This window comes from Comamonas resistens, assembly GCF_030064165.1.
GTDB classification, from domain to species: domain Bacteria; phylum Pseudomonadota; class Gammaproteobacteria; order Burkholderiales; family Burkholderiaceae_C; genus Comamonas; species Comamonas resistens.
Genome location: NZ_CP125947.1, coordinates 1,490,731 through 1,517,019, shown reverse-complemented (window position 1 = coordinate 1,517,019; position 26,289 = coordinate 1,490,731). Strand labels below are relative to the sequence as shown.

General features: G+C 63.5%; 25 protein-coding genes. 5 read left to right on the top strand and 20 right to left on the bottom strand.

Features of this window, described 5'->3' with window-relative positions; all coding sequences use genetic code 11:
* Positions 1–18 precede the first annotated feature (18 nt).
* From QMY55_RS06925 to QMY55_RS06915, 3 genes are all read right to left on the bottom strand, one after another.
* Positions 19–1,134, bottom strand: a complete 1,116-nt coding sequence (locus tag QMY55_RS06925) for an acyl-CoA dehydrogenase family protein (RefSeq protein WP_283487931.1) — start codon at positions 1,132–1,134, stop codon at positions 19–21.
* Between the two features lie 10 nt (positions 1,135–1,144).
* Entirely contained in the window at positions 1,145–2,089 is a 945-nt protein-coding gene (locus QMY55_RS06920; RefSeq protein WP_283487930.1) for a Zn-ribbon domain-containing OB-fold protein, read from the bottom strand.
* Positions 2,090–2,151: 62 nt separating this feature from the next.
* Complete coding sequence (locus QMY55_RS06915; protein ID WP_283487929.1) at positions 2,152–2,949, bottom strand: SDR family oxidoreductase; 798 nt, start codon at positions 2,947–2,949, stop codon at positions 2,152–2,154.
* Between the two features lie 114 nt (positions 2,950–3,063).
* On the opposite strand from QMY55_RS06915, the gene QMY55_RS06910 reads away from it, so the two are divergent.
* Positions 3,064–3,879: an enoyl-CoA hydratase gene (locus QMY55_RS06910; RefSeq protein WP_283487928.1), complete on the top strand. Its 816-nt coding sequence runs from the start codon at positions 3,064–3,066 to the stop codon at positions 3,877–3,879.
* A 29-nt stretch (positions 3,880–3,908) separates the two neighbouring features.
* On the opposite strand, the gene QMY55_RS06905 is transcribed toward QMY55_RS06910, so the two are convergent.
* The 3 genes from QMY55_RS06905 to QMY55_RS06895 all read right to left on the bottom strand — a co-directional run bounded on the left by QMY55_RS06905 (position 3,909) and on the right by QMY55_RS06895 (position 6,344).
* The gene (locus tag QMY55_RS06905; protein ID WP_283487927.1) at positions 3,909–4,835 is read right to left on the bottom strand and encodes a polysaccharide deacetylase family protein; all 927 of its coding nucleotides are present in this window, start codon (positions 4,833–4,835) and stop codon (positions 3,909–3,911) included.
* A gap of 250 nt (positions 4,836–5,085) precedes the next feature.
* Positions 5,086–5,460, bottom strand: coding sequence for a steroid Delta-isomerase (locus tag QMY55_RS06900; protein ID WP_283487926.1), 375 nt, complete (start codon positions 5,458–5,460; stop codon positions 5,086–5,088).
* Between the two features lie 110 nt (positions 5,461–5,570).
* Complete coding sequence (locus QMY55_RS06895; protein WP_283487925.1) at positions 5,571–6,344, bottom strand: 3-alpha-hydroxysteroid 3-dehydrogenase; 774 nt, start codon at positions 6,342–6,344, stop codon at positions 5,571–5,573.
* Positions 6,345–6,749: 405 nt separating this feature from the next.
* Here QMY55_RS06895 and QMY55_RS06890 point away from each other — a divergent pair, with 405 nt between their 5' ends.
* The 4 genes from QMY55_RS06890 to QMY55_RS06875 all read left to right on the top strand — a co-directional run bounded on the left by QMY55_RS06890 (position 6,750) and on the right by QMY55_RS06875 (position 11,748).
* Positions 6,750–8,876 carry an oxidoreductase gene (locus QMY55_RS06890; RefSeq protein ID WP_283487924.1) on the top strand — a complete coding sequence of 709 codons (2,127 nt, stop codon included), beginning with the start codon at positions 6,750–6,752 and terminating at the stop codon, positions 8,874–8,876.
* Positions 8,877–9,114: 238 nt separating this feature from the next.
* Positions 9,115–10,227, top strand: coding sequence for a Rieske 2Fe-2S domain-containing protein (locus tag QMY55_RS06885; protein ID WP_283487923.1), 1,113 nt, complete (start codon positions 9,115–9,117; stop codon positions 10,225–10,227).
* 281 nt (positions 10,228–10,508) lie between these two features.
* Complete coding sequence (locus tag QMY55_RS06880) at positions 10,509–11,003, top strand: hypothetical protein (protein ID WP_283487922.1); 495 nt, start codon at positions 10,509–10,511, stop codon at positions 11,001–11,003.
* A 403-nt stretch (positions 11,004–11,406) separates the two neighbouring features.
* Positions 11,407–11,748 (top strand): hypothetical protein, encoded by a 342-nt coding sequence (locus QMY55_RS06875; protein WP_283487921.1) that lies wholly within the window; start codon positions 11,407–11,409, stop codon positions 11,746–11,748.
* 67 nt (positions 11,749–11,815) lie between these two features.
* Here the strand turns inward: QMY55_RS06875 and QMY55_RS06870 are convergent, their stop codons facing one another.
* From QMY55_RS06870 to QMY55_RS06805, 14 genes are all read right to left on the bottom strand, one after another.
* Positions 11,816–13,087 (bottom strand): helix-turn-helix transcriptional regulator, encoded by a 1,272-nt coding sequence (locus QMY55_RS06870; RefSeq protein WP_283487920.1) that lies wholly within the window; start codon positions 13,085–13,087, stop codon positions 11,816–11,818.
* A 34-nt stretch (positions 13,088–13,121) separates the two neighbouring features.
* The gene (locus tag QMY55_RS06865) at positions 13,122–14,324 is read right to left on the bottom strand and encodes an acetyl-CoA C-acyltransferase (RefSeq protein ID WP_283487919.1); all 1,203 of its coding nucleotides are present in this window, start codon (positions 14,322–14,324) and stop codon (positions 13,122–13,124) included.
* Between the two features lie 142 nt (positions 14,325–14,466).
* Positions 14,467–14,943: a MaoC family dehydratase gene (locus QMY55_RS06860; RefSeq protein WP_283487918.1), complete on the bottom strand. Its 477-nt coding sequence runs from the start codon at positions 14,941–14,943 to the stop codon at positions 14,467–14,469.
* Between the two features lie 3 nt (positions 14,944–14,946).
* On the bottom strand, positions 14,947–15,732 hold the full coding sequence (locus tag QMY55_RS06855; protein ID WP_283487917.1) for an SDR family oxidoreductase: 786 nt from the start codon (positions 15,730–15,732) through the stop codon (positions 14,947–14,949).
* A 223-nt stretch (positions 15,733–15,955) separates the two neighbouring features.
* Positions 15,956–17,119: an acyl-CoA dehydrogenase family protein gene (locus QMY55_RS06850; RefSeq protein WP_283487916.1), complete on the bottom strand. Its 1,164-nt coding sequence runs from the start codon at positions 17,117–17,119 to the stop codon at positions 15,956–15,958.
* Positions 17,116–18,264 carry an acyl-CoA dehydrogenase family protein gene (locus QMY55_RS06845; protein ID WP_283487915.1) on the bottom strand — a complete coding sequence of 383 codons (1,149 nt, stop codon included), beginning with the start codon at positions 18,262–18,264 and terminating at the stop codon, positions 17,116–17,118. Before QMY55_RS06845 ends, QMY55_RS06850 begins: the two co-directional genes overlap by 4 nt.
* A gap of 55 nt (positions 18,265–18,319) precedes the next feature.
* Positions 18,320–19,195, bottom strand: coding sequence for an SDR family oxidoreductase (locus tag QMY55_RS06840; protein WP_283487914.1), 876 nt, complete (start codon positions 19,193–19,195; stop codon positions 18,320–18,322).
* 38 nt (positions 19,196–19,233) lie between these two features.
* Complete coding sequence (locus QMY55_RS06835; RefSeq protein ID WP_283487913.1) at positions 19,234–20,388, bottom strand: acetyl-CoA C-acetyltransferase; 1,155 nt, start codon at positions 20,386–20,388, stop codon at positions 19,234–19,236.
* Entirely contained in the window at positions 20,385–21,524 is a 1,140-nt protein-coding gene (locus QMY55_RS06830; protein WP_283487912.1) for an acyl-CoA dehydrogenase family protein, read from the bottom strand. Before QMY55_RS06830 ends, QMY55_RS06835 begins: the two co-directional genes overlap by 4 nt.
* A 28-nt stretch (positions 21,525–21,552) precedes the next feature.
* Positions 21,553–22,707: an acyl-CoA dehydrogenase family protein gene (locus tag QMY55_RS06825; RefSeq protein ID WP_283487911.1), complete on the bottom strand. Its 1,155-nt coding sequence runs from the start codon at positions 22,705–22,707 to the stop codon at positions 21,553–21,555.
* Positions 22,708–22,735: 28 nt separating this feature from the next.
* On the bottom strand, positions 22,736–23,494 hold the full coding sequence (locus QMY55_RS06820) for an enoyl-CoA hydratase family protein (RefSeq protein ID WP_283487910.1): 759 nt from the start codon (positions 23,492–23,494) through the stop codon (positions 22,736–22,738).
* 24 nt (positions 23,495–23,518) lie between these two features.
* Positions 23,519–24,607: an NAD(P)H-dependent flavin oxidoreductase gene (locus tag QMY55_RS06815; RefSeq protein WP_283487909.1), complete on the bottom strand. Its 1,089-nt coding sequence runs from the start codon at positions 24,605–24,607 to the stop codon at positions 23,519–23,521.
* Entirely contained in the window at positions 24,604–25,509 is a 906-nt protein-coding gene (locus QMY55_RS06810) for an enoyl-CoA hydratase (protein WP_283487908.1), read from the bottom strand. Before QMY55_RS06810 ends, QMY55_RS06815 begins: the two co-directional genes overlap by 4 nt.
* Before the next feature lies 1 nt (position 25,510).
* Positions 25,511–26,281, bottom strand: a complete 771-nt coding sequence (locus QMY55_RS06805) for a CoA-transferase subunit beta (protein WP_283487907.1) — start codon at positions 26,279–26,281, stop codon at positions 25,511–25,513.
* Positions 26,282–26,289 lie beyond the last annotated feature (8 nt).

Here is a 26,289-nt window from a genome sequence, read left to right as displayed (position 1 = left end):
CTCCTTGGAACACTCTTCTTATCGGTCTTCGGGCAGGTCGTACTTCCAGCCCAGGCAGCCGTGGCCGGCCAGCCACTGGCCGAGGGCTTGCAGGTGGTGCTCGGCGCTGCCCAGCTCGGCCGCCAGCGCGCGGCACCAGAGCAGGAAGCGGTGCATGGGGTAGGTCACATCCACGCCCATGCCGCCATGCACGTGCTGGGCCATGCGGCCCACCTTGAGGCCCAGCTCGTTGGACTGGGCGCGCACCGCATGCGCCTGGGGCACGCAGGGCAGGCACGCATCCAGGCGCCACACCAGCTGGCACAGCGCGCTGCGCTGGGCCTGCAGCAGGATGTAGCCGTCGGCCATCTGCCCCTGCACAAGCTGGAACGTGCCTATGGGCCGGTCGAACTGCTGGCGCTCGCTCACGTACTCGACCGTGCGGCGCAGCTGCTCCTGCGTCAGGCCCTGCTGCAGCGCGGCCAGGCAGGCGGTGGCCTGTTCCTGCGCCCAGGCAGCAGCGCCCGCGCCCAGCACGGCCAGCACGGGCGTGCCCTCGAAGCCCAGGTCGGCCACGCCGCAGTAGTCCTGGCGCATGCCCTGCACGCGCTGCACGCCGGCCGCCTGCAGGTCGACCAAAGCGAGCCGAGGCTCGCCACCGTCGACCTCGGCGGCCACCAGGGCCCAATGCGCCTGGCCAGCCAGGGCCACGGCCTGCAGGCGCCCGCTCAGGCGCTGGTCCGCCAGGCGCAGCGGCGCGCCGCGGCTGGCCGTGAGGCTTTGCAGCGACAAGGCCAGCAGCTCGCCCTGCATGGCCGCCTCGATGACGGCGCCAATGCTCTGGCCATCGCCGCCAAACCGGGCCAGCGCGGCCACCGCCACCTGCTGTTGCCACAGCGGCACCTGGGCCAGCGCGCGGCCCTGCTGTTCCAGCACGGCCATCAGCTCGGTCGCGCCCAGTCCCAGTCCGCCGGCCGCTTCGGGCACCACAATGCCGTGCAGGCCCGCGGCCACGCACTGCTGCCACAGCGGCTGCATGAAGGGCCGGCCCGAGCGGTCGTGCTCGCGCAGCTGGTCGTCGCCGCAGTAATCGGCAAACAGGCCCCGGGCCATGTCCGCGAAGGCACTCTGTTCTTCGTTGAATTGAAAGTCCATGACAAGCTCCTCAAGCCACAGGGCGGAACTGCGGCAGGGTCAACTCGCCGAAGGTGTTGAACTCCACCTGCACCGGCATGCCGATCTGCATCTGATCGGGCTGGACGCCCACCAGCTGCGCGACCACGCGCACGCCCTCTTCCAGCTCGATCAGGCCGATGGGATTCGGGTATTCGTAGGGCGGCACCTCGGGGTAGTGCATGACCACATAGGAGTACACCGTGCCCCGGCCGCTGGCCTGCACCGTGTCCCACTCGAAGCTCTGGCACTGGGGGCAGACCGGCCCGGGCGGATGGTGCAGGTCGCCGCAGCCCTGGCAGCGCTGGATCAGCAGCCGACCCTGCTGGGCGCCTTCCCAGAAGAAGCGGTTGTCGTCGTTCAGACCCGGCATGGCGCGTGGAATCACGGGCACGGACGGCGCGCCGGCAGCCACCGGCCTGGCCTGCTGCGCGGGACGGTACTTGAAGACGCGGAACAGCTGCTGGCCCACGGGATCGTCCGCGCCACCCGCTTCGCCCTGGGCGTAGTAGTCCATGACGACCGTCACGAAATAGCCCACGCCCAGGGCCGTGGTCTTTTGCTCGCTCAGGCTCTCCAGCCGCGTGGTGCAGTACAGCCGCTCGCCTTCGAGCACATCGCGTGCAAAGCTGAACTCGGAGTTCACCGCCACCACCGCCGCAAAGCCCTGAGCCTCCAGGCAGCCCAGCACCTCGAAGGGGTTGTCGGTGGTGGATCCCTCGGGGTAGTGGTTGGCCTCGGGGCCGGCCATGCACCAGACCTGCAGCATGGCCGCCGGCGCAATGGCCCGGCCCTCGGCGTTGCTGCGCATCTCCACGCCCATCAGCTCGCACCAATGGCGAATCATGGGCCGGTTGACCGGGTCCCAGGCGTAGATGCGCCCGTATTGCCGGCCCACCAGGGCGCGGGCCTGCTCCATCCAGTCTTGATCGCTCACGTTCGTCTCCTTTGGAATTTTTTTCTGGTCAGCCGGCAACTGGGGCCATGGGATCAGGCGGCCTAAGCCGCCACATGCCCGGCGCCTGGCTCCGCGTTCGAGGCCCCCAGGAAAGCCGGGCGCTCGCCGCCGCCGTGCAGCAGCAGGTTGGTGCCGCTCATGTACGAGGCGCGGGGAGAGGCCACGTACAGGCAAGCCTGGGCAATGTCCTCAGGCTCGGCCAGGCGGCCAGCCGGAATGGTTTGCGCCACGGCGGCCAGGCCGTCGCCATCGCCAAAGTGCAGGTGGGACTGCTCGGTGCGCACCAGGCCGGGGCTCACGGCCACCACACGCACCTTGGGCGCCCACTCCACGGCCAGCGAGCCGACCAGGTTGAGCACCGCCGCCTTGGCCGCGCCATAGGCCGCCGTGCCCGGCGAGGGACGCAGCGCGCTGACGCTGCCTATGCAGACGATGACGCCGCCGCCCGGCTGCCGCTGCATGACGGCGTTGGCTGCCTGCGAGGCATGCAGCGTGGAAAACAGGTTCAGCCGCAGCACGCTTTCGTGAAAGCGCGGCGAGACCGTGGCCGCGTCCGCCGCCGGTGCGCCGCCGGCGTTGTTGACCAGCACATCGAGCCGGCCGTGGCGCGCATGCACCTCGTCCACCAGGGCCTGGACGGCCTGGGCCTCGCGCACATCGCAGGCGATGAAGCCGGCGCTGCGCCCGCCATGCATTGGCAGGTCGTCGGGCTGCTGGCGACCGCAGACCACCACCGTGGCCCCCGCCGCAAGAAACGCCTGCGCAATGCCCTTGCCGATTCCCTTGGTGCCGCCCGTGACCAGCACCACCTTGTTTTGGTATTCGTGGTTTGTATCCATGGCCCCAATTTAGGTTTCACCCCTGTCGACAGATACGTCCAAAAGGACGATGACTGCCGCCCTGACGCGGCACAGCATGGGCGCCATGCAACGCCAGAAAAACAGGAGCAAGGGATGAACCCAGCAGGCAGCCAGGCCGCGGAGAACGTGACGTCCAGCGAACCCGAACTCATCGTGGAACACAGTCCGGACGGCGTGGCCGTGCTGCGCATGAACCGCCCACAGGCGCGCAACGCGCTCAGCCTTTCCCTGCAGGCAGCACTGTCCCGAACCTTCGCCGAGCTGAGCGCAGACGCCGGCGTGCGCTGCATCGTTCTGACCGGTGGTGACAAGGTGTTTGCGGCGGGCGGCGACATCCGGAGCATGGACTCCTGCGGTCCCATAGAGATCATGAAACGCCACACCGAGCGCGTCTGGGCGCCCCTCGAAAAATGCCCGAAACCCGTCATTGCCGCCGTTTGCGGCTATGCGTTTGGCGGTGGCTCGGAACTGGCCATGCACTGCGACATCATCATCGCCGGCAAGGGTGCCAGCTTTGCCCAGCCAGAGATTTGTATCGGCATCATGCCCGGCATCGGCGGCACCCAGCGCCTGGTGCGCGCCGTGGGCAAGTTCCAGGCCATGCGCATTCTGCTGACCGGCAAACCCGTCAGTGCTGACGAAGCCTACGCCATGGGTCTGGTCAGCCTGGTCTGCGAGGACGATCAGGTCATCCCCGAGGCACTGAAAATGGCGAAGCTGATTGCCAGCATGCCGCCGCTGGCCGCGGAGCAGATCAAGGAAGTCGTGATTGCCGGCATGGATGCCTCTCTGGACACCGCCCTGATGCTGGAGCGCAAGGCCAACCAGATCCTGTTTGCCACACGCGATCAAAAGGAAGGCATGAATGCGTTCATCGAGAAGCGACGGCCTGCGTTCAAGGGTGAGTGAGCAGGCTCAAGAGAGGGCAAATGCCCTCCCTATCTTGAGGAGCCTTGGGGCAGCAGCGATTGCGATCGGAGTTTGGGCTCTTCGTAGACATAATCCTCCGCCGGATATCGCAGCCCGGAAAGCCCTGCGGCTTTTGCACTGGCCCAAATAAGGCTTTCGCCAGCAGGCAATGTGTTGACCGGCAAAGAGTAGACAGGGTCGTCAAACGCAGCTTTGGGTGCCACAAAGTGCCAACCTCTCTCTCGGAACACCGCAATCACCTGTGGCAGGGCAGCTGCATTGATTTCATTCGTGTGCAGCAGCATCACATGCATGGGGCTTCGCCCCAGCACCTGCTTGGCCAGGCCGTCGTAATAGCTGGCCCGATCCAGCAGATGCTCGATGTAGGCCTTCTTGACCTGGGCGGCCTTTTCCTGCGCGCCGCTCTTTGCGTGGGCCGAATAGATCTGGTTGTAGTACCAGTCACTGGCGTCGATGGAAACAGGCGCGGCTCTGTAACCGTTGGCCCTCATCCAGGCCCGCATGCCGTCGCGCTTCTCGGTCGTGTCGCCTTCCTTCAGATAAGGAAAGCGCAGCATGGGCTCCCAAGTGGGAAAGTGACTCAGGACCGTATCGCCCTCTTTCACATCCCGCACAAAATCGGCCAGCGTCACCTGGTCCGATGCCAGGCTGCGGTGCCTGGAGGTGTGATTGCCCACCGCGTGGCCGGCCCGCGCCCAATCCATGATGAGATCCAGGCCTGCACCAGTTCCGGTACGCGCCAGCGACGGAAACACCATTGCAGAGATATCCGCCTGTTGCAGATGTGAAAGGATGCGCTGGTTCCATTCCCGCGCTCCGGGCTGCGTATCGGGATTCAGACCGTCGTCGAATGTCAAGCTCAGGCTCTGAGCCAATCCCGACGAGGACAGGAATACAAGAATCAGCGCCAAAAACGCGCGAGATAGGGAGGTCATTGGAGCTTGCTGCACATCGGTGCATGGTGGTGCGGGGTGGCAGCCCTCAGCGTACCCTATCCCTATTGCTTGAAATTGCGCAAGCGCTCCCCCTGCTCACAGCAGCACATGAATCGCTATCAAAACAAAAGCTGCTTGCGCCTGATATTCATAGAGTTCAGCATGGTTAATGTGCAATCCCTCTATCAATCAAGCGCAAGCAGCTTTGAAATCAGGAGCAGATCAGGCTCTGCTCCGCAGCGGCTCACACTCAACCCGCGTGCATATTCTGCTCACCAAACAGCGCGCGCATGCTGACCACCTTGCCGGCTTCATTGAAGCGGAAATGGTCGATGGGTGCGACCACGGTCTTGCGGCCCTGGTATTCAACGCTCACGCTGAAGGCAAAAGCCGCTTCGTTGGCGACGGCCCGCACCTCGCCTTGCAGAGCAACCTGCAAAGGCAGTCTGAGCGCGCCGGCATAAAAAGCCCGAATCGCCGCGATACCTCGCTGAGGCTCGGAGCCCACGGGGTCTTCGACCGTGGCGTCATCGGCATACAGGGCAACAATGGCCTCCAGATCGCCGGCATTCAGTGCAGCCACATAGCGCTGCACCACGCCCGTCATATGTTCTATGGTGTTCATCTTCCATCATCCTTTCAATGAATGCCGCTGAAAACCGGCACTGTCCAAGCACAAAATGGCCAGCAAGGAGCACCCCGCAACGCGGACTGCCCCCAGCAAAGGCCGTGGGATCAAAACGCTGTCGGCCGCATCAGCGCATCAATGCCGCCGTCAATCACGAACTGCGCGCCATGCACATAGCTGGCGGCGGGGCTCATCAGGAAAGCGATGACCGCCGCGATTTCCGAGGGCTCGGCACGGCGGCCCAACGGCGGCACAAACCTGGCGATCGATTCGCCATATAGCGGGTCCTTGAGACCCGCCTGCAGCAGCGGGGTATCGGTCGCACCAGGGGCAACGGTGTTCAGACGCACGCCGGCCTTGCCCCAGGTCTCAACGCGCTTGCGCACGGCAACAGTGAGTGCGTTCTTGCTGCCTGCATAAGCCAGGTTGCCGCCCTGATCGCCCGCCCCCTCCACAATGGCGGCAGCCTGGGCTTCATCGCCGGCTTCAAAGGCTGCGGCCAGCGGGTTTCTGTCCCAGGCCAGATGGGCCGAAGCGACCGACGAGATGACGACAGCGGCAGGCCGATGGCCTTTTTGCAGCTCGGGCAAGAAGGCGTCCAGCAGTTCCACCGCGCCGAAGTAGTTGACCGAAGTCACCTTGCCTGCGGGCTTGACCTGCACTCCCAGGCCTGCGCACAGCACCGCACCGTCCATGCCTTCGCTGCACTGCAACAGCACATCGGCAATGGCCTGCTTTCGCCCTTGGGCCGTGGAAAGGTCGGCGATCACTTCCGCATCACGGATATCGATGCCGATGATCTTGTGACCAGCCGCCTCCAGCGCCTTGCGCGTGGCAGCGCCAATGCCTGTGGCACAGCCGCTCATCACGATGGTGGACATGTCTTTCTTCCTTTTGCCTGGGTTGTGATGGCGCACATCAAAACCCATCGCGAAAAACCGGACTACATGCAAACGGACGATGTGAGTCCCCCAGGGAAAACTTACCGTGGTCATTCCCCACCGGAGCAAGATTTGCGCACGCACAAACCCGGTCATGCCCACCCTTCTCCTGCAGTCCAGCACCGCTGACCCTATCGCCCTCAAGCAGCGAATTCCGATGGGCTCCATGCATGCCATGGCTGCAGGATCAGACGCAGAGCCGCCCTCTTCTGCACCGACCACTCTCAAGCCAATCTGCAATTCATCGTCACCGAAGATGCCCGCACTGCGCACAGGATCGATGCAACAAACACCATCCCAGAAGAAGCCGAAATCGGTCAATCACCAAAGGAGACAGCAAGCAATATGAGCAATCCCCACGCATCCCTGCTGCAGCCAGGGCGTATCGGCACCATGGAGCTGAAGAACCGCATCGTCATGGCGCCCATGGGCGAGAACTATGGAGGCCTCGACGGCATCTGCGGCGAGCGCGCCCAGGCTTATTACGAAGCACGCGCCAGGGGCGGCACCGGCCTCGTCATCATGGGTACGGCCGCCATCTCCTGGCCCACGGGTACCAGCGAACCCCATCAGCTGGGCATCTCCAGCGACGACTTCATTCCGGGTCTGGCCGAAGTCACGCGCCGCGTGCACGCGCATGGCGGCAAGGTGGCCATACAGATCAACCACAGCGGCAAGGTCGCGGCCAATGACCGCAGCCATGGCCGCGAGATGTGGGTGTCCTCGATTCCGCCCGATGCGCCCGTACCCGAGGCCATGAGCACCATCACGCCCAAGGAGTTCTCGACCTTTGTGGGCGTGGGCCCGCACCCGGACCGCTACCGCGTGATGGACAGGGCCGATATCGCGCAGATGATCGAATGGTTTGGCGCCGCCGCCATGCGCGCCAGGCAGGCCGGCTTCGATGCGGTGGAAGTGCACTGCGCGCACAACTACATGATTGCGAACTTCCTCTCGCCCTACTTCAACAGCCGCAGCGACGAATACGGCGGCAGCTATGAAAACCGCAGCCGTCTGCTGCGCGAGGTGCTGACCGAGGTGCGCAAGCGCGTGGGCCCCGACTTCCCGGTCTGGGTACGCCTGGATGCCGAGGAAATGCACACGCCCGGCGGCATCGCCATGGACGAGGCGCTCAAGACCGCCAGGCTCTGCGAGGAGCTGGGCATGGACGCCATCAGCGTCTCGGCCTATGCGCGCCTGCCCACGGGTTCGGCCTTCACCGATGCGCCAATTCCGCAAAAGCCCAATGCCTACCGCGAGTTCGCGGCTCGCTTCAAGAGGACGGTGAACATTCCCGTCATCTCGGCCGGCCGCTGGGAGCTGGACGATGCGGCCAAGGCCATCGGCAACAACGAGATCGACTTTGTGGCCATGGGCCGCAAGCTGCTGGCCGAGCCCGAGCTGGCCAACAAGCTGCATGCCAATGCCGCCCAGGATGTGCGCCCCTGCATCTACTGCTATGCCTGCGTGAGCGAAATCTTCATCAACAAGGGCATCAAGTGCGCGGTCAATGCGCAGACCGGCCACGAAACCACCAAGGCCATCACCTTTGCCGAAAAGCCCAGGCATGTGCTGATCGTGGGCGGCGGCCCCTCGGGCATGGAAGCTGCGCGCGTGGCAGCCCTGCGCGGACACCGCGTCACGCTGGCCGAGCGCAGCGACCGCCTGGGCGGTACGCTGTTCTTTGCAGCCCTGGCCTACCCGGAAAACGGCCGCCTGCTCGACTATCTGGTCAGGCAGATGCAGCACCCGCAGATCGAGGTACGCCTGAACACCACGGTGGATACCGGGCTGCTGGCCAAACTCCAGCCCGACGAAATCCTGGTCGGCACCGGCGCCAGACGCGCAGCCCCGGCCATTCCCGGCGCGGACCAGAGCCATGTCTGGAGCGGCGACGAGCTGCGCCGCCTGATGACGGGCGACCGCGCCGACGAGATCGCCAGGGCCAAGCTCAGCCTGGCCGAGCGCGCGCTATTCAAGGCCGGCGGCATGCTCAAGGTCACGGACAGCACGGCCGCCATCCAGAACCTGTCCAAGCTGTGGATGCCGCTGGGCAAACGCGTGACCATCATCGGCGCAGGCCTGGTAGGGCTGGAGCTGGCCGAGTTCCTGCTCGAGCGCGGCCGCGAAGTCACCGTGCTGGACCCCGGCACGTACCCCGGCTCCGAACTGCCCATCGTGCGCCGCTGGCGCGTCTATGACGCCATCAAGGCCCATGGCAAGCTGATGATGCAGGCCACGGTGACCGAGATCAAACGCAAGGAGGTCATCTGGACCGACAAGAGCGGCGAGCAATGCCGCACGCCTGCCGATTCCGTGGTGCTGGCCCTGGGTGCAGAGGCCGACTCCAGCGTGGCGGAGCTGATCCAATCGCTGACCCAGACTCCCGTGCGCCGCATCGGCGACTGCAACGACCTCGGCTATATCGAGGGAGCCATGCATTCGGGCCATGCAGCTGGCCTCGGCATCTAAGACTGCAGATTTTGTAGCTGCAGCCGCTTGCAGCGACCGGGCTGCAGGCGGTTTTTTCTTGAATGACAGAGTTTCCATCTTCAAGGCTTGAGCACGCACTCACACTCGGATTGGTGCAAACCCTGGGTGGTTTGCGCAAGATCAAAGCCACATCTCCACTCGTCCAAACAGAGTATGCGCAGCCTGGGGCCATGCCAGAAGATTCATCCGTCCAAAACTAAATACGGAGACCTCTGCAATGGCAACCACGAAGGACTACCGCCTCGGTGAATTCACCTACCCACGTGGCTGGTTCATGATTTCCGAGGCCAAGGCGCTAGACACCCACAAGCCCGTGGCCGTACGCTTCTTCGGCCAGGATTTCGCGCTCTACCGTGGCCGCGAAAGCGGCAAGGTGATTCTGCTGGACGCTTACTGCCCCCATATGAAGACCCATCTGGCAGCACCCAACACCACCAGCTATGTGGTGATCGACGGCGGCGGCAGCAATGTGGAAGGCGACGGCATCCGCTGCCCCTACCACGGCTGGCGCTTCGGCGCAGACGGCAAGTGCAACCACATCCCCTATCACGACGGCGCCATCCCCGCAGCGGCCGCAGTCAAGAGCTGGAAGGTGGTCGAGCAATACGGAGCCATCTGGGTCTGGTTCGACCCCGAAGGCGGCGAGCCCGACTATGAGCTGCCCAGCTTTGGCGACTGGCATGACGAAACCTATGTCAACGGTCAGTGGGACTATCTGGGCGAGCTGAACCAGCACCCCATGGAGGTCGTGGACAATATTGCCGACTACGGCCATCTGAGCCCCATCCATGGCTCCACCGTGACGCGCTTCGAAAATGAATTCAAGGGTCACAACGCCATTCAGCGCCAGTGCGGCGGTCACCGCACCCTGGTCGGCGAAGGCGGTGCCAGTACCGATCTGCATACCGACACCTGGTACCACGGCCCCGCCATCCTGGTCGCCAAGCTCAGCGGCATGTTCAACTCTTTCATGATGATCATGCACACCCCCGTCGAGGACGGCAGGATCAAGGTCTGGCACAACCTGCTGGTCAAGACCGCACATGGCGGCCGGCCCACCAAGGCCGACGAAATCGCCGCCAAGCAGTTCCAGGAAGCCAGCCGCCTGGCCTTTGCACAGGACTTCGAGGTCTGGTCGCAGAAGGCTCCCTGCCTGAACCCGCTGTTCATTCCCAGCGACGGCGCCTTCCTCAAGGCCCGTATCTGGTACAAGCAGTTTTACAACCCGCGCGCCAAGGCGGCCGATTATCTGGAGCAGTGCGAGGGCAAGTATGTGCCTCGCGGCATGGTGGCATACACAGCCGATAGCGAAAAGGCGGCCGTCGCCTGATCTGAGCTCCCCACGAAAAGGCCCATGGTTTTCTCCATGGGCTTTTTTGTTGGCCAGACACTTGCGCAGCACCAGCACATACCCGTCACGAAGAGCTACAGGAGCTGTTTCAGCCAAAGATCTGCCTGCAGCTACACTCTGAAATCCGGGCAGATCGTCAGTCTGGTTGCCCCGGTTCAGCACGCACGATCTGAGCAGATAGCAGGCACGAGGCGGCAGCTACCGTCCCTGGCTGCATCACTCTATGCGCTCCTTATAGGACGTACCAGGCAGGAGGCTTGATGGACTTATCAATCGGCAGAGCAACGGATAAATCGACCCGGCGCTCACGGCGCAAACTCCAGCTCATCGTTTGCCGCGCGCTGCCCCTGCTTGCGATATTCCTACTGCAGCTCTCCTCCCCCACGCATGCCGAAGAAGCCCTGGACTGGGAGAGCCAGGATTCAGGCAGCACCTCCGTCCCTGGTGTCGGAGCGATTCAATACTTCTCCGGCTATCGCTACGCTGGGTATGACCATTTCGCCACAGAGATTTCGGTCCGCTGGCGCAGCAGCAAAGATGGCGCAGAACAAGAACAGATTCTTTACGAAGGCATACTCGACAAGCCGCCTGCCAAGGTCTGGGGACATGGCCGCCACTTATGCGTTGCCATGCAGACTTGCGCGCGCGGCACAGACCAATGCACCCCGTATCTGATCGCGCACCGCTACAACGCTGTCCGGCAATCCTTCACGGCGGTCGCCAACAGCGCCAAGCTCTGTCCCATCCCCCGTTAGGCGCCAGGCATTCACTATCAAAACAAGAGCATTCAGCGCTTTCTCTCATTAAGATTCCAAGGAATCCCTTTCAAAACCCTCACAAATCAAGCGCCTGAAGCTATAGCCTCATGAGCACCAGAGCCTGCGAGTGCGGGGTTTGCGCAACGCAGATCACGTTAAATCCTCCCCAATTTGCAACAGGGTGCAAGCATTTCAACGAAAACACGGCAAGTTGAAACTTCAGGTCACGCCCCAAAGAGCCCGGGCGCCGGAGTGCAGGTATTCTTCAGAGCTCATGCACGGTTGAACTAGTTCAGAGGATCTGATGGGACGCAAGCTCAGCAACAGGGAGAGGGTCAGGAAAGCATGTGGCAACGTTGTTTTGGATCGACTGCCAGGCCTGCCAAGGTCTTTGCAGCTGATGCTGAGCAACGGACGCCGGGGAAGACTGCCCAGGGCAGATCTGGGACAGCTCAAGCAATGGGCAGAAGACCTGCAAAAGTACGCGGCCGAGCTGGGTCTTTATGCGGAAGTAGCCTCCAAGCACGACTATCTGCGCGTTCACTATTTCATCTACACACCTGATGGACCGCCCGCAGTTCAGGTCTGCGGCCCCAGGCAGCTGGAGCTGCTGGGTGAGGCACTGGAGGTCTGCAGCGGTACGGGCTCGAACCGGAAACCGCGAAAGCTGAAGATTCCACCGCGCAAAAGCCTTTCAACAAAGGCCGCCGACACTCGGCAGGCCTTGAGCCTTGCGGCTTGAATGACCGCCATCAAATGCAAACAAAAAAACGGGCCGAAGCCCGTTTTTTGATCGTTCCACCAAGCACCTACTTGTCCCCCAGCCAGGCCACGCTGTTGAGGAAAATCCGCACCAGCTCGGTCTGACGACGCACCCCCGTCTTGGAGAAGATGGAGCGCAGATGGGCTCTGGCCGTGTTGCGGCGGATATTGAGCGCCTCGGCGGCCTCTTCCAGCGACAGGCCGTTGGCCAGCTGAATCGCCAGCCCAGTCTCGGCCGGGGTCAGCTGGAACAGCTGCTGGGCCAGCTTCACCGGAGGATCGGCCTTGCCGCCCGTGTCGCGCACAAAGACGGCGACGCTGGGGCGCTGCTTGCCTTCGGTCCACTCGTCGGAGGAGATGCTCTGCACCACCACGCCCCAGTTGAGCTGGCCCGAAGGGCGGCTGGCCGACATGCCTTCGGTCAGGCCCAGTCCCGCGAGCTCGGAATGCAGCAGCGCGTCCTTGATCAGGCGCTGCAGCTTGCGGTTGTCGTTGGCGTAGGTGGCCTCGAGCGTGCCGCCCGAAACCCTCAACCCGTCCTGCATGTTCAGGATGCTGGTGGCCGCCGGGTTGCTCTCCAGCACCTTGCCATTCTGGTCCAGCACCACCACGCCCACCATCAGCTGCGCGGTGGCACGGCTGTACAGTGAGATCACCTGGCGGTCGCGGTGCAGCGCCAGATGCAGGTTCAGCGCCCGCCGGATGTGCGGCATCAGCAACTGGCCCAGGGCCATGTCGCGCTTGCTGAAAGCCGGCGCCGACTCGGGCCGGGTGACATTCAGGCCGTAGACGCTGCCATCATCGGTCACGATCCTCGCCGCCATCACATGGTAGACGTTGTGCAGCCGGCACCAGTCCGTGTAGTAGAAACTCTCGCGCCACTCGGCCTCGCTCATCAAGTCCGTGATGGTCATGAAGCGCTCTTTGGGCATGTCGCGAAAGGGGCTGAGCTCGCTGTACTTGTCGTGCGTCAGCAGATCCGTGCGCCCGCCGGCAGCCGTCACGATCAAGCCTTCGTGCTCGCCCCTGGTGTCGCGGATGATCAGCGACGCGAAATTGCAGTCCAGTTGCTTGCGGATGACCTCCAGGCACGGCGCCCATTCCTCCGTCTGAGAAACGGCGTCGTAGAGATGGTTGATGAACTCGCTGAAACGCTCGGTACTGATCAGCTCGGTGGGGGCCGCCACGGCGGCCGAAGCCGTGGCAGCCTCGGCCGCCGGACTTAACCCATCGAGAATCGCTCCATCCCTGATCACGCACGCCATCGATGGCGGCGTGTATGCGGAAAACCCCATCCGGGCGTAGGCACTGGCCATCATGTTCGCCTCCTCTCGCTGCACGCGCAACGATGCTTCAGTTGAGCTCGAACAGACCGGCGGCACCCATGCCACCGCCGATGCACATGCTCACCACCACAAAGCGCACGCCACGGCGGCGGCCTTCGAGCAGGGCATGACCCACGAGACGCGCGCCCGACATGCCGAACGGGTGACCGATGGAGATGGCACCGCCGTTGACGTTCAGGCGTTCGTCGGGAATGCCCAGCTGGTCGCGGCTGTAGATCACCTGGCAGGCAAAGGCCTCGTTGATTTCCCACAGACCGATATCGCCCACCGTCAGGCCATGCTGCTTGAGCAGCTTGGGGATGGCGTAGACGGGGCCTATGCCCATTTCATCGGTGCGGCAACCAGCCACGGCCACACCGCGGTAGGTACCCAGGGGCGCCAGGCCACGGTTGCGCGCCTCGTCAGCGCTCATCACCACGCAGGCGCTGGCGCCGTCGGACAGCTGAGAAGCATTGCCGGCGGTGATGAACCGGCCTTCCGGCACCCACTGGCCGTTCTTCCAGACGGGCTTGAGCTTGGTCAGGCTCTCCAGCGTGGTGTCGGCGCGGTTGCCTTCGTCACGGGTCAGCGTGACTTCCTCGCTGCCGGTGACATTGCCTTCCTTGTCGAACAACTGCTTGACGGTGGTCAGCGGCACGATTTCCTCATCGAACAGGCCCCTGGCCTGGGCGGCTGCCACGCGCTGCTGGCTGCGCAGCGAGTACTCGTCCTGCGCTTCGCGGCTGATGCCATAGCGCTGGCTGACCAGCTCGGCCGTCTCTATCATCTGGATATATGCCGTGGGCTCGGCCGCCAGCACGGCCTGGGACTGGGCACGGTAGGCGTTCTTGTACTTGTTCTGCACCAGGGAGATGGACTCCAGGCCACCGGCCACGGCAATGTCCAGTTCACCCGTCATGATGCTCTTGGATGCCGTGGCAATGCTCATCAGGCCCGAAGCGCACATGCGGTCTATCACCATGCCGCCCACGGAATCGGGCAGGCCTGCGGTATAGCCGCACAAACGGCCCAGGTTGTAGCCCTGGGTGCCCTGCTGGGCGGCGATGCCCAGAATGACGTCGCCCACATCCTCGCCGGCCACACCGGCCTTGTTCAGCGCCGCACGAATCACATGCCCGCCCAGCACCGGGGCCTCGGTGTCATTGAAGGCGCCGCGATATGCCTTGGCTATGGGGGTACGTGCCGTCGAAACGATGACTGCATCTTTCATGTCTTGTCTCCTCATTTTTTGTTCGTCATGCTTTGGGCAAGCGAAGTTGCCTGTGTGAGGACGGCCACCCTGGCTGTGGCGCGCTCCTCATTGATTGGCCAGGCTGCTATGCATTGGCATTTGAAAAAGGTTCGCCAGCTTTTCACTGGAAAAACAGTCTGCTGATGGTCTCCACCACACAGCCAGGTTTGTCCTGGTTCCGAACCTGTACCGTGATGCGGATCGTGACCTGCACGCCGTTGTCGCCAAGCGGCGCTGCCGCCACCACCTCGCCGCTGCCGCGCACCCAGGAATCCACCAGTACCGGCGCGGGAAAGCGCACTTTTTCGCAGCCGTAGTTCACGCCCATCTTCAGACCCTCATAGGCCACGAGCTGGGGCAAAAACAGATTGGCCAGCGACAGCGTCAGATAGCCATGGGCCACACAGGCGCCGAAGGGGCCACTGCTGGCTTTTTCGGGGTCGACATGAATCCACTGGTGATCGCCCGTGGCATCGGCAAACTGGTCGATGCGCTGCTGGCTGATCTGCATCCACTCGGTCTCGCCCAGCGGACGGCCCACCGAGGCCAGCACGGCGGCGGCCGAGTTGAACATTACTTTTTCCGCAACTGCGCTCATGGCTCAGGCCCTTTGCGAGCTGACCGACACCACTTCGCCCGTCATATAGGACGAGTAATCGCTGGCCAGGAAGATCATTACGTTCGCGACCTCCCAGGGCTCGGCACCGCGGCCGAAAGCCTCTTTCTCGGACAGCTTGGCCAGCAGTTCTTCGGATGCCGACTTCTTGAGGAAGGCGTGAATGGCAATCGAAGGCGCCACGGCATTGATGCGTATGCCGAACTCGGCCGCTTCCAGCGCCGAGCAGCGCGTGAAGGCCATCACGCCGGCCTTGGCCGCCGCGTAATGGGCCTGTTCGACCTGGGCGCGCCAGCCCAACACCGAGGCGTTGTTGACGATCACGCCCTTGCCGCGTGGCTGCATGACCTTGAGCGCTGCGCGCGTCATGCGGAAGGTGCCGGTCAGCGTGATGTCTATGACCTTGCTCCACTCCTCGTCACTCATGTCGACGACCTTGCAACTGGTGCCCAGACCGGCGTTGTTGATCAGTACATCGATACCGCCCATGGTCTGGTCGGCTTCGGTGATCAGGGCCTGCACCTGCTCTTCCTTGCTCACATCGCAGAGCTTGCCGAAGACCTGGGTCAAGCCCGTGTCTTTCCGGATCTGCTCCACGGCTTCGGCGAGGCGGCGCTCATGCACGTCCGAGATGAACAAGGCCTTGCAGCCTTCTTCGGCCGCACGTTTTGCAGCAGAGAAGCCAATACCGGCGCCAGCAGCGGCGGTCACGAGAACAGTCTTGTCTTTGAGCAGACCGTGGGGGGCAACGTAGGAGGGAGCGCTTGTCATTTGTCGTCAGATTGAAGAGTTGAGTTCATCATCTCTCTCACGCTGCGCCGCAACATCGTCACTTTGGACGATAGGCGATTCCCTAATGTCGCCTCAGCAACAATCCCCAGAGCGCGAATCCAACGAGGAGACGGCCAGCAAGGGCCTAGGCGGCCCCGCCGCCCCGCAGCCAAGGCCGTCGTCCCCCTCAGGGGGAAGCCGCGCAGCGGCTCAGGGGGAACGCCTACCTCGGCATGCCCAGGGCGCGCTCGGCCATCAGATTCATCTGGATTTCATTGGTGCCTGCATAAATGGTGTCGGCACGGCTGACCAGCCACAGTTGCTGCAGGGGGCGCAGCGCCGCATCGGTCATGAGCAGTTCGCCCTGCTCGCCCAGCACATCCATGGCCAGCTCACCCAGATCGCGGTGCCAGTTGGACCAGGCGTACTTGGAGACCGAGGCCACGCGCATGGGCGTGTTCTCGCTGCTTGCGCGCAGCGCGTGGGCACGCAAGGTCTGCAGGCCCATATCGGCCTTGGCCAGACGCTGGCGAAGCAGCGGGTCGCGGGCTGCGCCGTTGCGCCTGGCCAGGGCGATGATCAGATCCAGCTCGTAGCGGAAATGTGCCTGCTGGCCCAGTGTCGAAGCACCGCGCTCGCAGCCCAGCAAATACATGGCGACCTTCCAGCCGTCGCCCACGGGCCCCAGATGCAGGGCACCCTCGGTACGGGCACCGTCAAGGAAGACTTCATTGAACTCCGAAGTCCCCGTGATCTGGCGGATCGGACGCACCTCCACGCCGGGCTGATTCAGAGGTACCAGCAACAAGGTCAGACCTGTATGACGCGAGCTGCCTTCTTCCGTTCTGGCCAGCACGAAGATCCATTCGGACTCATGGGCCCAGGAGGTCCAGACCTTCTGGCCGTTGATCACCCATTCACCGGTGGCCGGATCGCGCTGAGCCTTGGTACGGATGGCCGCCAGGTCGGAGCCGGCGCCAGGTTCGGAATAGCCCTGAGCCCAATAATCCTTGCCCGCCAGAATACCGGGCAGAAAACGCTGCTTCTGCTCGGGCGTGCCAAAAGCCATCAGCGTGGGCGCCAGCAGGGTCTCGCCAATGTGGCCGATGCGGCCCGGGCCGCCGCAGCGCACATATTCCTCGTGGAAGATCACCTGCTGGGCCAGTGGCAGATTGCGGCCGCCATACTGCGTCTCCCAGCCCAGGCCCGTCCAGCCGCCCCGGGCCAGCTCCTGCTCCCACTCCTTGGCCAGCTCTGCGTCATAGCCTTCGGCGCCCAGACCGCTGGCATGCTTGAGCGGCGCAAACTTGCCCCTCAGGTGCCGGCCCATCCATTCGCGCACCTCGGTGCGGAAGGCTTCATTGATTTCCGATTCCTGCATCTTCATGCTGCCTCCGCAACTGACTCAAAAGGCTCATCCAACAAACGCGCGGCCACCTGCTCGCGCCACTGCTCCACCGTCCCCATGCGCTGGCTGCTGGCCTGCGCGCGACGGAAGAACAGATGCGGATCAAACTCCCAGGTAAAGCCCACGCCACCATGCAGCTGGATGCTTTCACGCGTGGAAAAGAGAGCGGCTTCCGTAGCATCCGTGCGGGCTTGCGCCGCGAAATAGGTCAAATCCGTTGCATCACCGGCGGTATCAGCTATGAAAGCTGCTGCGTAAACCGCCGATCTGGCGGTTTCCACCTTGACCAGCATTTGCGCTGCGCGGTGCTTGACGCCCTGGAAGCTGCCCACGGCCTTGCCGAACTGCTGGCGCTCCTTGGTGTAGTCCGCAGCCAGATCGAGAGCACGCTCGGCCACGCCCACCTGCTCGGCGGCCAGGCCGATGGCGGCCAGATTGCGCGTCTGCGCCCACAGCTTGCTCAAGGCGTCGCCATGCATCAGCAAAGCCGCGCCAGTCAGCCTCACGTCCACGGCCGACACATCGGCGCTGCTGCGCGTGGCATCCACGGTCTGCAGCGCCTGCACCGTCAGGCCTTCGGCCCTGGCATCCACCTCCAGCAGCCCCAGCGATCCGCAAGGCAGCGTGGCAGGCAGCAAAAACACATCGGCATGAGCGCCGGAACCGACCTGATTCCACTGACCGTTGAGCACCAGGGCATCGCCATCCGCCTTGACCACAGCAGCGGCAGGCAGATCACCGCGCACCGTCATGCCCAGCACACAGATCTGGCCGGACTGGGCCAGGCGCTCCACCACGGGCAAGCCTTGCGCGGTCTGGCTCAAGCTCTGCCACAGCGGTGTCAGGGCGATCACGGCATCAAAGAAAGGGACGCAGGCCAGGTGATAGCCCATCTGCTCCTGCAGCAGCACCAGCTCGCGCCATCCCAGGCCCATGCCGCCTGCGGCCTCGGGCACAGCCACGCCGCACCAGCCCATGTCCACCACTTCCAGCCAGAGCGCACGGTCCATGCCGTCTTCGCTCTCGGCCATCTTGCGTACCTGCGCCGTCGTGCTTTTTTCCTGCAAAAACACCACCGCGCTTTCGGCGATCATTTTTTGCTCATCGTTCAGACTTAAATCCATGATGGCTCGCGTCCTGAGTTTTTAAAAAGCCGGGTACCGTGACCCGGCCGTGTCGTCAAGTGCCGTAGACCTTCTGTGGTGCCTTGCCGGCGGCAATCAGCTGATCGACCACACCGCCCAGCTCGGCGGGCTCCCAGCGCGCCTGCTTGTCATGGATCTTGCCGGTGAACCAGCCGTCGGCCACGGACAGCTCGCCGCCCTTGGCCTCGAAGCAGCGGCCCGTTACATGCGCGGACTGGCTGCTGCCCAGCCAGACGACGATGGAGGCCACGTTCAGCGGGTCCCAGACGTCAAAACCGGACTCGGGCTTCTTGACCAGGTCGGGCATGGCGCCTTCGGTCATGGAGGTACGCGCGGCAGGCGCCAGGCAGTTGGCCGTGATGCCATAGCGGGCCAGCTCGGCTGCCTGCACCAGGGTCAGGCCGGCGATGCCGGCCTTGGCTGCCGCATAGTTGCTCTGGCCGATGGAGCCTTGCAGGCCCGCGCCGGAGCTGGTGTTGATGATGCGGGCATCGACCTCCTTGCCCGCCTTCTTCTGGTCGCGCCAGTAGCCGCCGAACACCTTGGCCATGCAGAAATGGCCGCGCAGATGCACGCGCATGACCATGTCCCAGTCCTCTTCCGACAGGCTCAGGAACATGCGGTCGCGCAGCACGCCGGCGTTGTTGACGATGACCTGCACATCGCCGAATGCCGCCAGTGTGGCATCCAGAATCGACTGGGCGCCAGCCACGGTGGTGATGTCACCGGTATTGGCGATGGCCCGGCCACCTGCGACCTTGACTTCATCGGCCACGGCCTGAGCCGCTTCGGCGCGGATGTCATTGACCACCACATTGGCACCCTCGTGCGCAAAGGCCAGCGCATAGGCGCGGCCCAGGCCGCCGCCCGCACCGGTGATGACGACGGTTCTGTCTTGGCAAATACCCATTTCCATTCCCTCTTTGTCTTGAAGGCGCTTCCGAAAAATCAGAGGCGCTCGATGATGGTCACATTGGCCTGGCCGCCGCCTTCGCACATGGTCTGCAGGCCGTAGCGGCCGTCCGTGCGCTCCAGCTCATGCAGCAAGGTGGTCATGAGCTTGGCGCCCGAAGCTCCCAGCGGATGACCCAGCGCGATGGCGCCACCGTTGACGTTGGTCCTGGCATGGTCGTAGCCGGTTTCCTTGAGCCAGGCCATGACCACCGAGGCAAAGGCCTCGTTGATTTCGACCAAGTCAATATCGGACATCTTCATGCCGGCCTTTTTGAGAGCGAACTCCGTGGCCGCAATGGGAGCGGTCAGATGCCAGATCGGATCGTCGGCACGCACGCTGATGTGATGAATGCGCGCGCGGGGTGTCAGCTTGTAGCGCTTGAGCGCGGCCTCGGACACCACCAGCACTGCAGCGGCTGCATCGCAGGTGGAGCTGGACACCGCAGCAGTGATGGACGGATAGGTCGGGTCCACAGGCTCCAGCGTGGCCATTTTCTCCAGCGTGGAAAGGCGGGCAGTCTCGTCCATGCGGAAGTCGCCAAAGGGCACGATTTCACGGTCGAAACGGCCTTCTTCCATGGCCTTGAGCGCGCGATCGTGGCTTTGCTTGGCAAAGACTTCCATGTCTTCGCGGCTGATGCCCCAATGGTCGGCAATGCGCTGTGCCGCATAGAACTGATTGACAGGCGCATCGCCGAAGCGCGCCTTCCAGCCCCTGCTTTCGGCAAACGGTGTGCTAAAGCCCAGAGGCTGGCCCGCCAGCATGGCCGAAGAAATGGGAATGGCCGACATGGTCTGCACGCCGCCAGCCAGGATCACATCCTGCGTGCCGCTCATCACGGCCTGCGCCGCAAAATGAATGGCCTGCTGGGATGAGCCGCACTGACGGTCAATCGTGGTGCCGGGCACGTTCAGCGGCATGCCGGCAGCCAGCCACGAGGTGCGGGCGATGTCGCCGGCCAGCGCGCCTATGGTGTCCACGCAGCCAAAGATCACATCGTCATACTCCGACGCGGGGACTTCGTTGCGTTCGACCAATGCCTTGATCACATGGGCACCAAGGTCGGCGCCGTGCACGGCGGCAAGAGAGCCCTTGCGCTTGCCCGTAGGCGAACGCAGTGCATCGACGATATAGGCTTGCTGGCTCATGCAGCCACCTCCTCTGCAATGTTCTTGGCAACGGCCTGCGATGCGCAGCCGCCACACACGGATGTTTCACGGTCGAATGTGGCGCCGGGGCCGACGGGGGCGTTGGGGCTGCGCAGCAGGCCCTGGGTCAGACGCGCGGAATGAAAGCCCTTGTCTCCCCAGGCAGAGTCCAGCACCCAGGCACGTTTCATGAACATCTGCAGATCGACTTCCCAGGTGTAGCCCATGGCGCCATGCACCTGCAGGCTGTTGCGTGAGGCAAACCAGCTCGCTTCGCTGCACTGGAGCTTGGCGTGCGAAATGCGCACGGCCAGATCGGCCTCGTCATGCTGCAGCGCATAGAAAGCGCGATAGAGCACAGGCTTGGCGAACTCGATCTTGGTGACCATGTCTGCCAGGTGGTGTTGCACGGCCTGGAAACTGCCGATGACCTTGTCGAACTGCTTGCGCTGGGCCACATAGTCCACCGACAGGTCCAGCATGCGCTGGGCCAGACCCAGCATCTGGGCAGCGGCAGCCAGTGCTCCGCGCTCACCGGCCTGGTCCCAGACCTTCTGAGCTTGGACGGCATCCAGAATGCGGGTCGCATCGCTGGCCGTCCACTCCACCTTGCACAGGCGGCGCGATGCATCGATGCTGTGCAGCGCCGTGATCTGGCATTGCTGGGGCAGCAGCAGGTGCAACTCCATCCCGGCTGCCGTGGCATGGGGCAGCAGCAGCACATCGACCAGTGCAGCATCCGCCACATGGGGATTGACGGAGTGGCCGACCGCCACGCGGCAACGGCCTTCGGCGATCCTGGCCAGCCAGGCGCGCGCGCCATGTCCTTCGGGCAGCGCCGAGAGCATGCCCACGGCCACATAAGCGGTGTCTGTCAGCGAGTCAGGCAGCGCGTAGTAGCCGACCTCCTGCAGCAGCAAAGCCCAGTCGATATCACCCATGCCCATGCCGCCGTCAGCCTCGGGAGCCGACAGCCCCATCAGGCCTTGCTCGGCAATCTTGGCCCACAGTTCGGGCGAGCGGCCGGTCTCGGTTTCCCAGATATCGCGCAGCAACTCGGGCGCGGCTTCGGTCATCAGAAAGCGGCTGACCGAGTCGCGGAAAGCAATTTGATCTTCGGTAAAAGTGAAGTCCATGGTGGTCTCCCTGCCAAACAATGCAGCGTTAGGATTTGGGCAGACCCAGCATGCGCTGGGCAATGATGTTGCGCTGGATCTCGTTGCTGCCCGCATAGATGGGGCCGGCCTGCGAGAACAGGAAACCTTCAAGCCATTCATTGGCTTCGGCGTCGTCCGTCAGCTCGGCGCGCGGACCCAGGATGCGCATCGCTGTCTCGTGAATCAGGATGTCCAGCTCGGACCAGACGATCTTGTTGGTGCTGGCCTCGGCTCCGATCTGCGCGCCCTTGTTCAGACGGCCGACGGTGTGATAGGACGACAGCGTGTAGGCCTCCGCCCCCTGCCAGGCACGCAGTACGGCGTCACGGATGGAGTGGTCGCGGTCGGCCTCCACCTGGTTACGCAGATACAGATCAATGAGCTTTTGGGCGCTGCGCTGATACCGCGCGGGAGAGCGCAGCAGCAGGCCACGCTCGAAGCCTGCCGTGGCCATGGCCACATGCCAGCCCTTGCCCTCGGCACCCAGCAGGTTCTCGGCAGACACTTCCACATCGTCGAAGAAGATTTCTGCAAAGTGCTCGCTGCCATTGATGGCGCGGATGGGCCGTACCGTAATACCGGGCGTGTTCAACGGCACCAGGATGTAGCTCAGGCCATGGTGGCGGCTGGAAGTGGGGTCGCTGCGGAACAGGCCGAACACCCAGTCGGCAAAGATGGCGCGCGTGGACCAGATCTTCTGGCCGTTGAGAATGAACTTGTCGCCATGGCGGATCGCACGGCTGCTGATGGCTGCCATGTCGGAGCCCGCATTGGGCTCGGACCAACCCTGGGCCCACATATCGTCGCAGCGCGCCATGCGCGGCAGAAAACGGGCTTTCTGCTCGGGCGTGCCGAATTCCATCAGCGTGGAGCCCAGCAGCAAGATGCCGTTCTGGTTCACGCGGGCGGGCGCGTCGGCGGCCCAATATTCCTCTTCAAAGATCAGCCATTCGTTGAGATCGCAACCGCAACCACCCAGCTCTTTGGGCCAGGTCACGGCGCTATAGCCTGCCGCGGCCAGCTTGGCTTCCCACTCGCGATGCTGCTCGAAGCCTTCGCGGGTGTCATAGCTCTTGAGGCGCTGCTTGGGCACGTTGTCCTGGAGCCATTCGCGTACCTTGGCACGGAAGGCCTTTTGCGCCGGGGTGTATGTCAAATCCATGTCTTGTCTCCTCGTTGCGCGGTAATACTCAGAACTTGGCGTCGCGTTTTTCCACAAAGGCGCTGCGCGTCTCGGCGGAATCAGGACTCATATAGGCCTGCAGGGTGAAGCCCTGCTCCCAGCGGTACTTGTCTTCCAGATTTCCATCCTCGATGCCGGTCAATGCCTCCTTGGCGATGCGGATCATGGCCGGGCTCTTGGCGGCGATCTTGTTGGCGATATCCATGGCGGTATCGCGCAACTGCTCACGCGCCACCACACGCTCGATGGCGCCCAGGCGCAGAGCTTCGGCAGCGCCGATCATCTCGCCTGTGAAGAACAGATAGCGGGTCTTCTGCACGCCAAACATGCGCTGCAGATGGGCGGCACCCCCCATGGCGCCACGGTCCACTTCGGGCAGGCCGAAGGTCGCGTCTTCAGCGGCGATCACGATGTCGGAGGAGCCGCAGATGCCTATGCCGCCGCCCAGCACAAAACCGTGCACGGCTGCGATCACCGGCACCTTGTTGAGGTGCACGGCCTTGAAGGTCGCGTAGTTGCCGGCGTTCACATTGACGATGAGCTTGTCGTTGGCGGCCAGCTCCTTGATGTCCACTCCGGCGCAAAAGCCGCGGTTCTCGGCGCGGATGACGATGACGCGCACCTCGGGCCTGTCGCCCAGCGACTGGATCTCGCGCGCCAGGCCGTTCCAGCCTGCCGCATTCAAGGCATTCACAGGCGCACGGTCGATGACCAGCTCCGCCACACCGTTGTCATGAATAGTGGAATGAAATTGTTGAAGGGACATATCCAGTCTCTCGTTGGCTTGTTGTTATGCGGGAGTCAGTGCATTCAATGCATTGCGTCTTTCCATGGCCTGGCGCACGATGCCGCCGATCACGTCCTCGCAGCTGTCGAGCTTGCCGATCAACGCTGCCACCTGGCCGGCAGACATCACGCCCTCGGCCGGGTTGCCGTCCACCATGGAGCGCTGCAGCAGCATGGGTGCGTTGGCAGCCATCACGGTCTGGGCCACGGAGGACGAGTCCTCGCGCACGGCCTGCATGAAGATGCTGATGGCCTGGCCCGTGGTCATGCCGGTCTCGGCCTTCCATTGCAGCGCCAGGCTCAGCGCGATGCGCAGGCGCTTCATGGGGCTGGCTTTTTCCAGCATGGCCAGATATTCGTTGGGGATCATGCGCTGGGGCATGCCATCGACCAGATGCGAAATGGCGATCTTTTCCGCGTCCCTGGTGGCCAGATAGCGCTGCAGCGTCGCTTCAGGAACCTTGGAGTCGCTGGTCATCAGAAAGCGCGTACCCATGGCAATGCCCGAGGCGCCATAGGCCAGAGCCGCCAACAGGCCGCGGCCGTCGTAGAAGCCGCCGGCGGCAATCACGGGCACATCGACCGCATCCACCACCTGGGGCAGCAGCACCGTGGTCGGTACGCTGCCCGTGTGGCCCCCACCTTCGCCGCCTTGCACGGTGATGGCATTGGCGCCCATCTCTATGGCTTTTTGCGCATGCTTCAAGGCGCCCACAGTGGGCATGCAGACGATGCCTGCATCGCGCAAACGGCCTATCACCTTCTTGTCCGGCCCGCGGCCATAACTGACCGCACGCAGGCGGTGCTTGACCGCCAGGTCCAGCAGCTGCTGGGCGTTGGGCTGAAACATATGAAAGTTCAGACCGAAAGGCTGGTCGTCGGTCTCACGTTTGACGCGCAGGATTTCGGCCTCGATCTTGTCGGCCGCAATGGTGGCGCCGGCCAGAAAGCCGAAGCCACCGGCATTGGTGGTGCCTATCACCAGATCGGCACCGGCCACATAGCCCATGGCGGTCTGGATGATGGGATAGCGGCATCCCAGCAGGTCGCAGATGGGGGTGCGCAAGCTGCCCATATCGTTCATATTGCTCATGCCTTTGACTCTTCTTTATTGGCCTTGGCCATGGACTTCGCGTCCTGGCCGCCCAGCTGGCCCATGCCCATGGCCTGGCTGTGGGCGTGGGCAAAGTGGTGGTAGCCGAAAGCCATGTCCATGGTGGAGCGCAAGCCCTGCAGCTCTTCTGCCTTGTTGACGACCATCTTGGTCAGCGCCAGTCCCAGACGCGGCTGTGCCGCCAGGCGCTGGGCCATGGCATAAACCTGGTCCTCGAGCTCGGCACGCGGCACGACACGGTTGACCATGCCCATCTGATAGGCACGGTCTGCCGTCATGCGATCGCCCAGCAGCAGAAACTCCTTGGCGATGCGCGGGTGCAGCTCATGGGCATGCGCGAAGTACTCGACCCCCGGAATGCCCATGCGCACCACTGGGTCCTGGAAGAAGGCATCGTCGCTGGCCACGATCAAATCACAGACCCAGGCCAGCATCAGGCCGCCGGCCACGCAGGCCCCCTGCACCATGGCAATCATGGGCTTGGGAATGTCGCGCCAGCGGCGGCACATGCCCAGATACACCTCCTGCTCGCGCGCAAACAGCTGCTCGCCACCGGGCTTGTTGGTGTGGTCCCACCACAGATGCACGCGCTCGAACGGCTTGTTGATGTCGCGGCCCGGCGAACCTATGTCGTGGCCCGCGCTGAAGTGCTTGCCTTCGCCGCGCAGCACGATGACCTTGACGCTGTCGTCGTCGGTGGCGCGGCGGAATGCCGCATCCAGCGCATAGGTCATCTGCGAGTTCTGCACGTTGTTGAACGTGGGCCGGTTCATGGTGACCGTGGCGACACCGTTGTCCACGCTGTAGAGCACGGGCTCTTGCGTCTCGTAGACAGCCTGGTCCTCTCGCGTCACGAATTCGCTGGCAGCCGCATTTTCCATCTCAGGCCCCCATCGCTGTCGAGCGCAGATTGTGCGGATCGAGCTGGGCCAGCAATGCCAGCTGCTCGGGCGTGGGATCGGGCGTCACGCCCACGCTCTCGGGGATGTGCAAGGGAAAGCCCGTCGCTTGCTGCACCTGCTCCACGCTCACGCCGGGGTGCAGGGACAACAGACGCGCCTGATAGCCGGGGCCGCCAAAGTCCATCACGCAGAGATTCGTGAAGATGAAGCGGATGTCGGTGGTTTCCTCCAGGGTCCAGCCCTTGGCCAGACGCGCGGGGTTGTAGCCCACCGAACCCACAGCATCGACCTCGCCTTCCACAAACACCTTGGTGCTGTGGTTGGGCACGAAGAAGGAGTTGGCGTGGTTGATGGAGTTGCCCGGAAAGCCGCGCACGCCCAGCATCATGGACTTGGGTCGCGCGTAGTCGCTGCCGACCATGGAGATATTGCCCTGACCGAAGCGATCCACCTGCACCGGCCCCACCATGGCATGGCGCTTGCCGCCCCAGACATTGTCGAAGATGCGCGAGAAGCCCATCCAGGTTTCGCGCTTGATCTTGTAGTCGCCGCGCGGCCCCACGGGCACAGGCTCGCCCACGATCCAGGCTTCGGAATCCGTCATCATCAGGTCCGGATTCAGGGACTTCATGCACAGCGATGCCGCCAGGCGCGGCACCAGGCCAATGCCCGTGGCCAGCACCTCGCCGTCGTTTTCCCAGGCACGTGCCGCGGCGCAGATGACGCGATCCACCAATGCAATTTCACTCATCTTCCGCC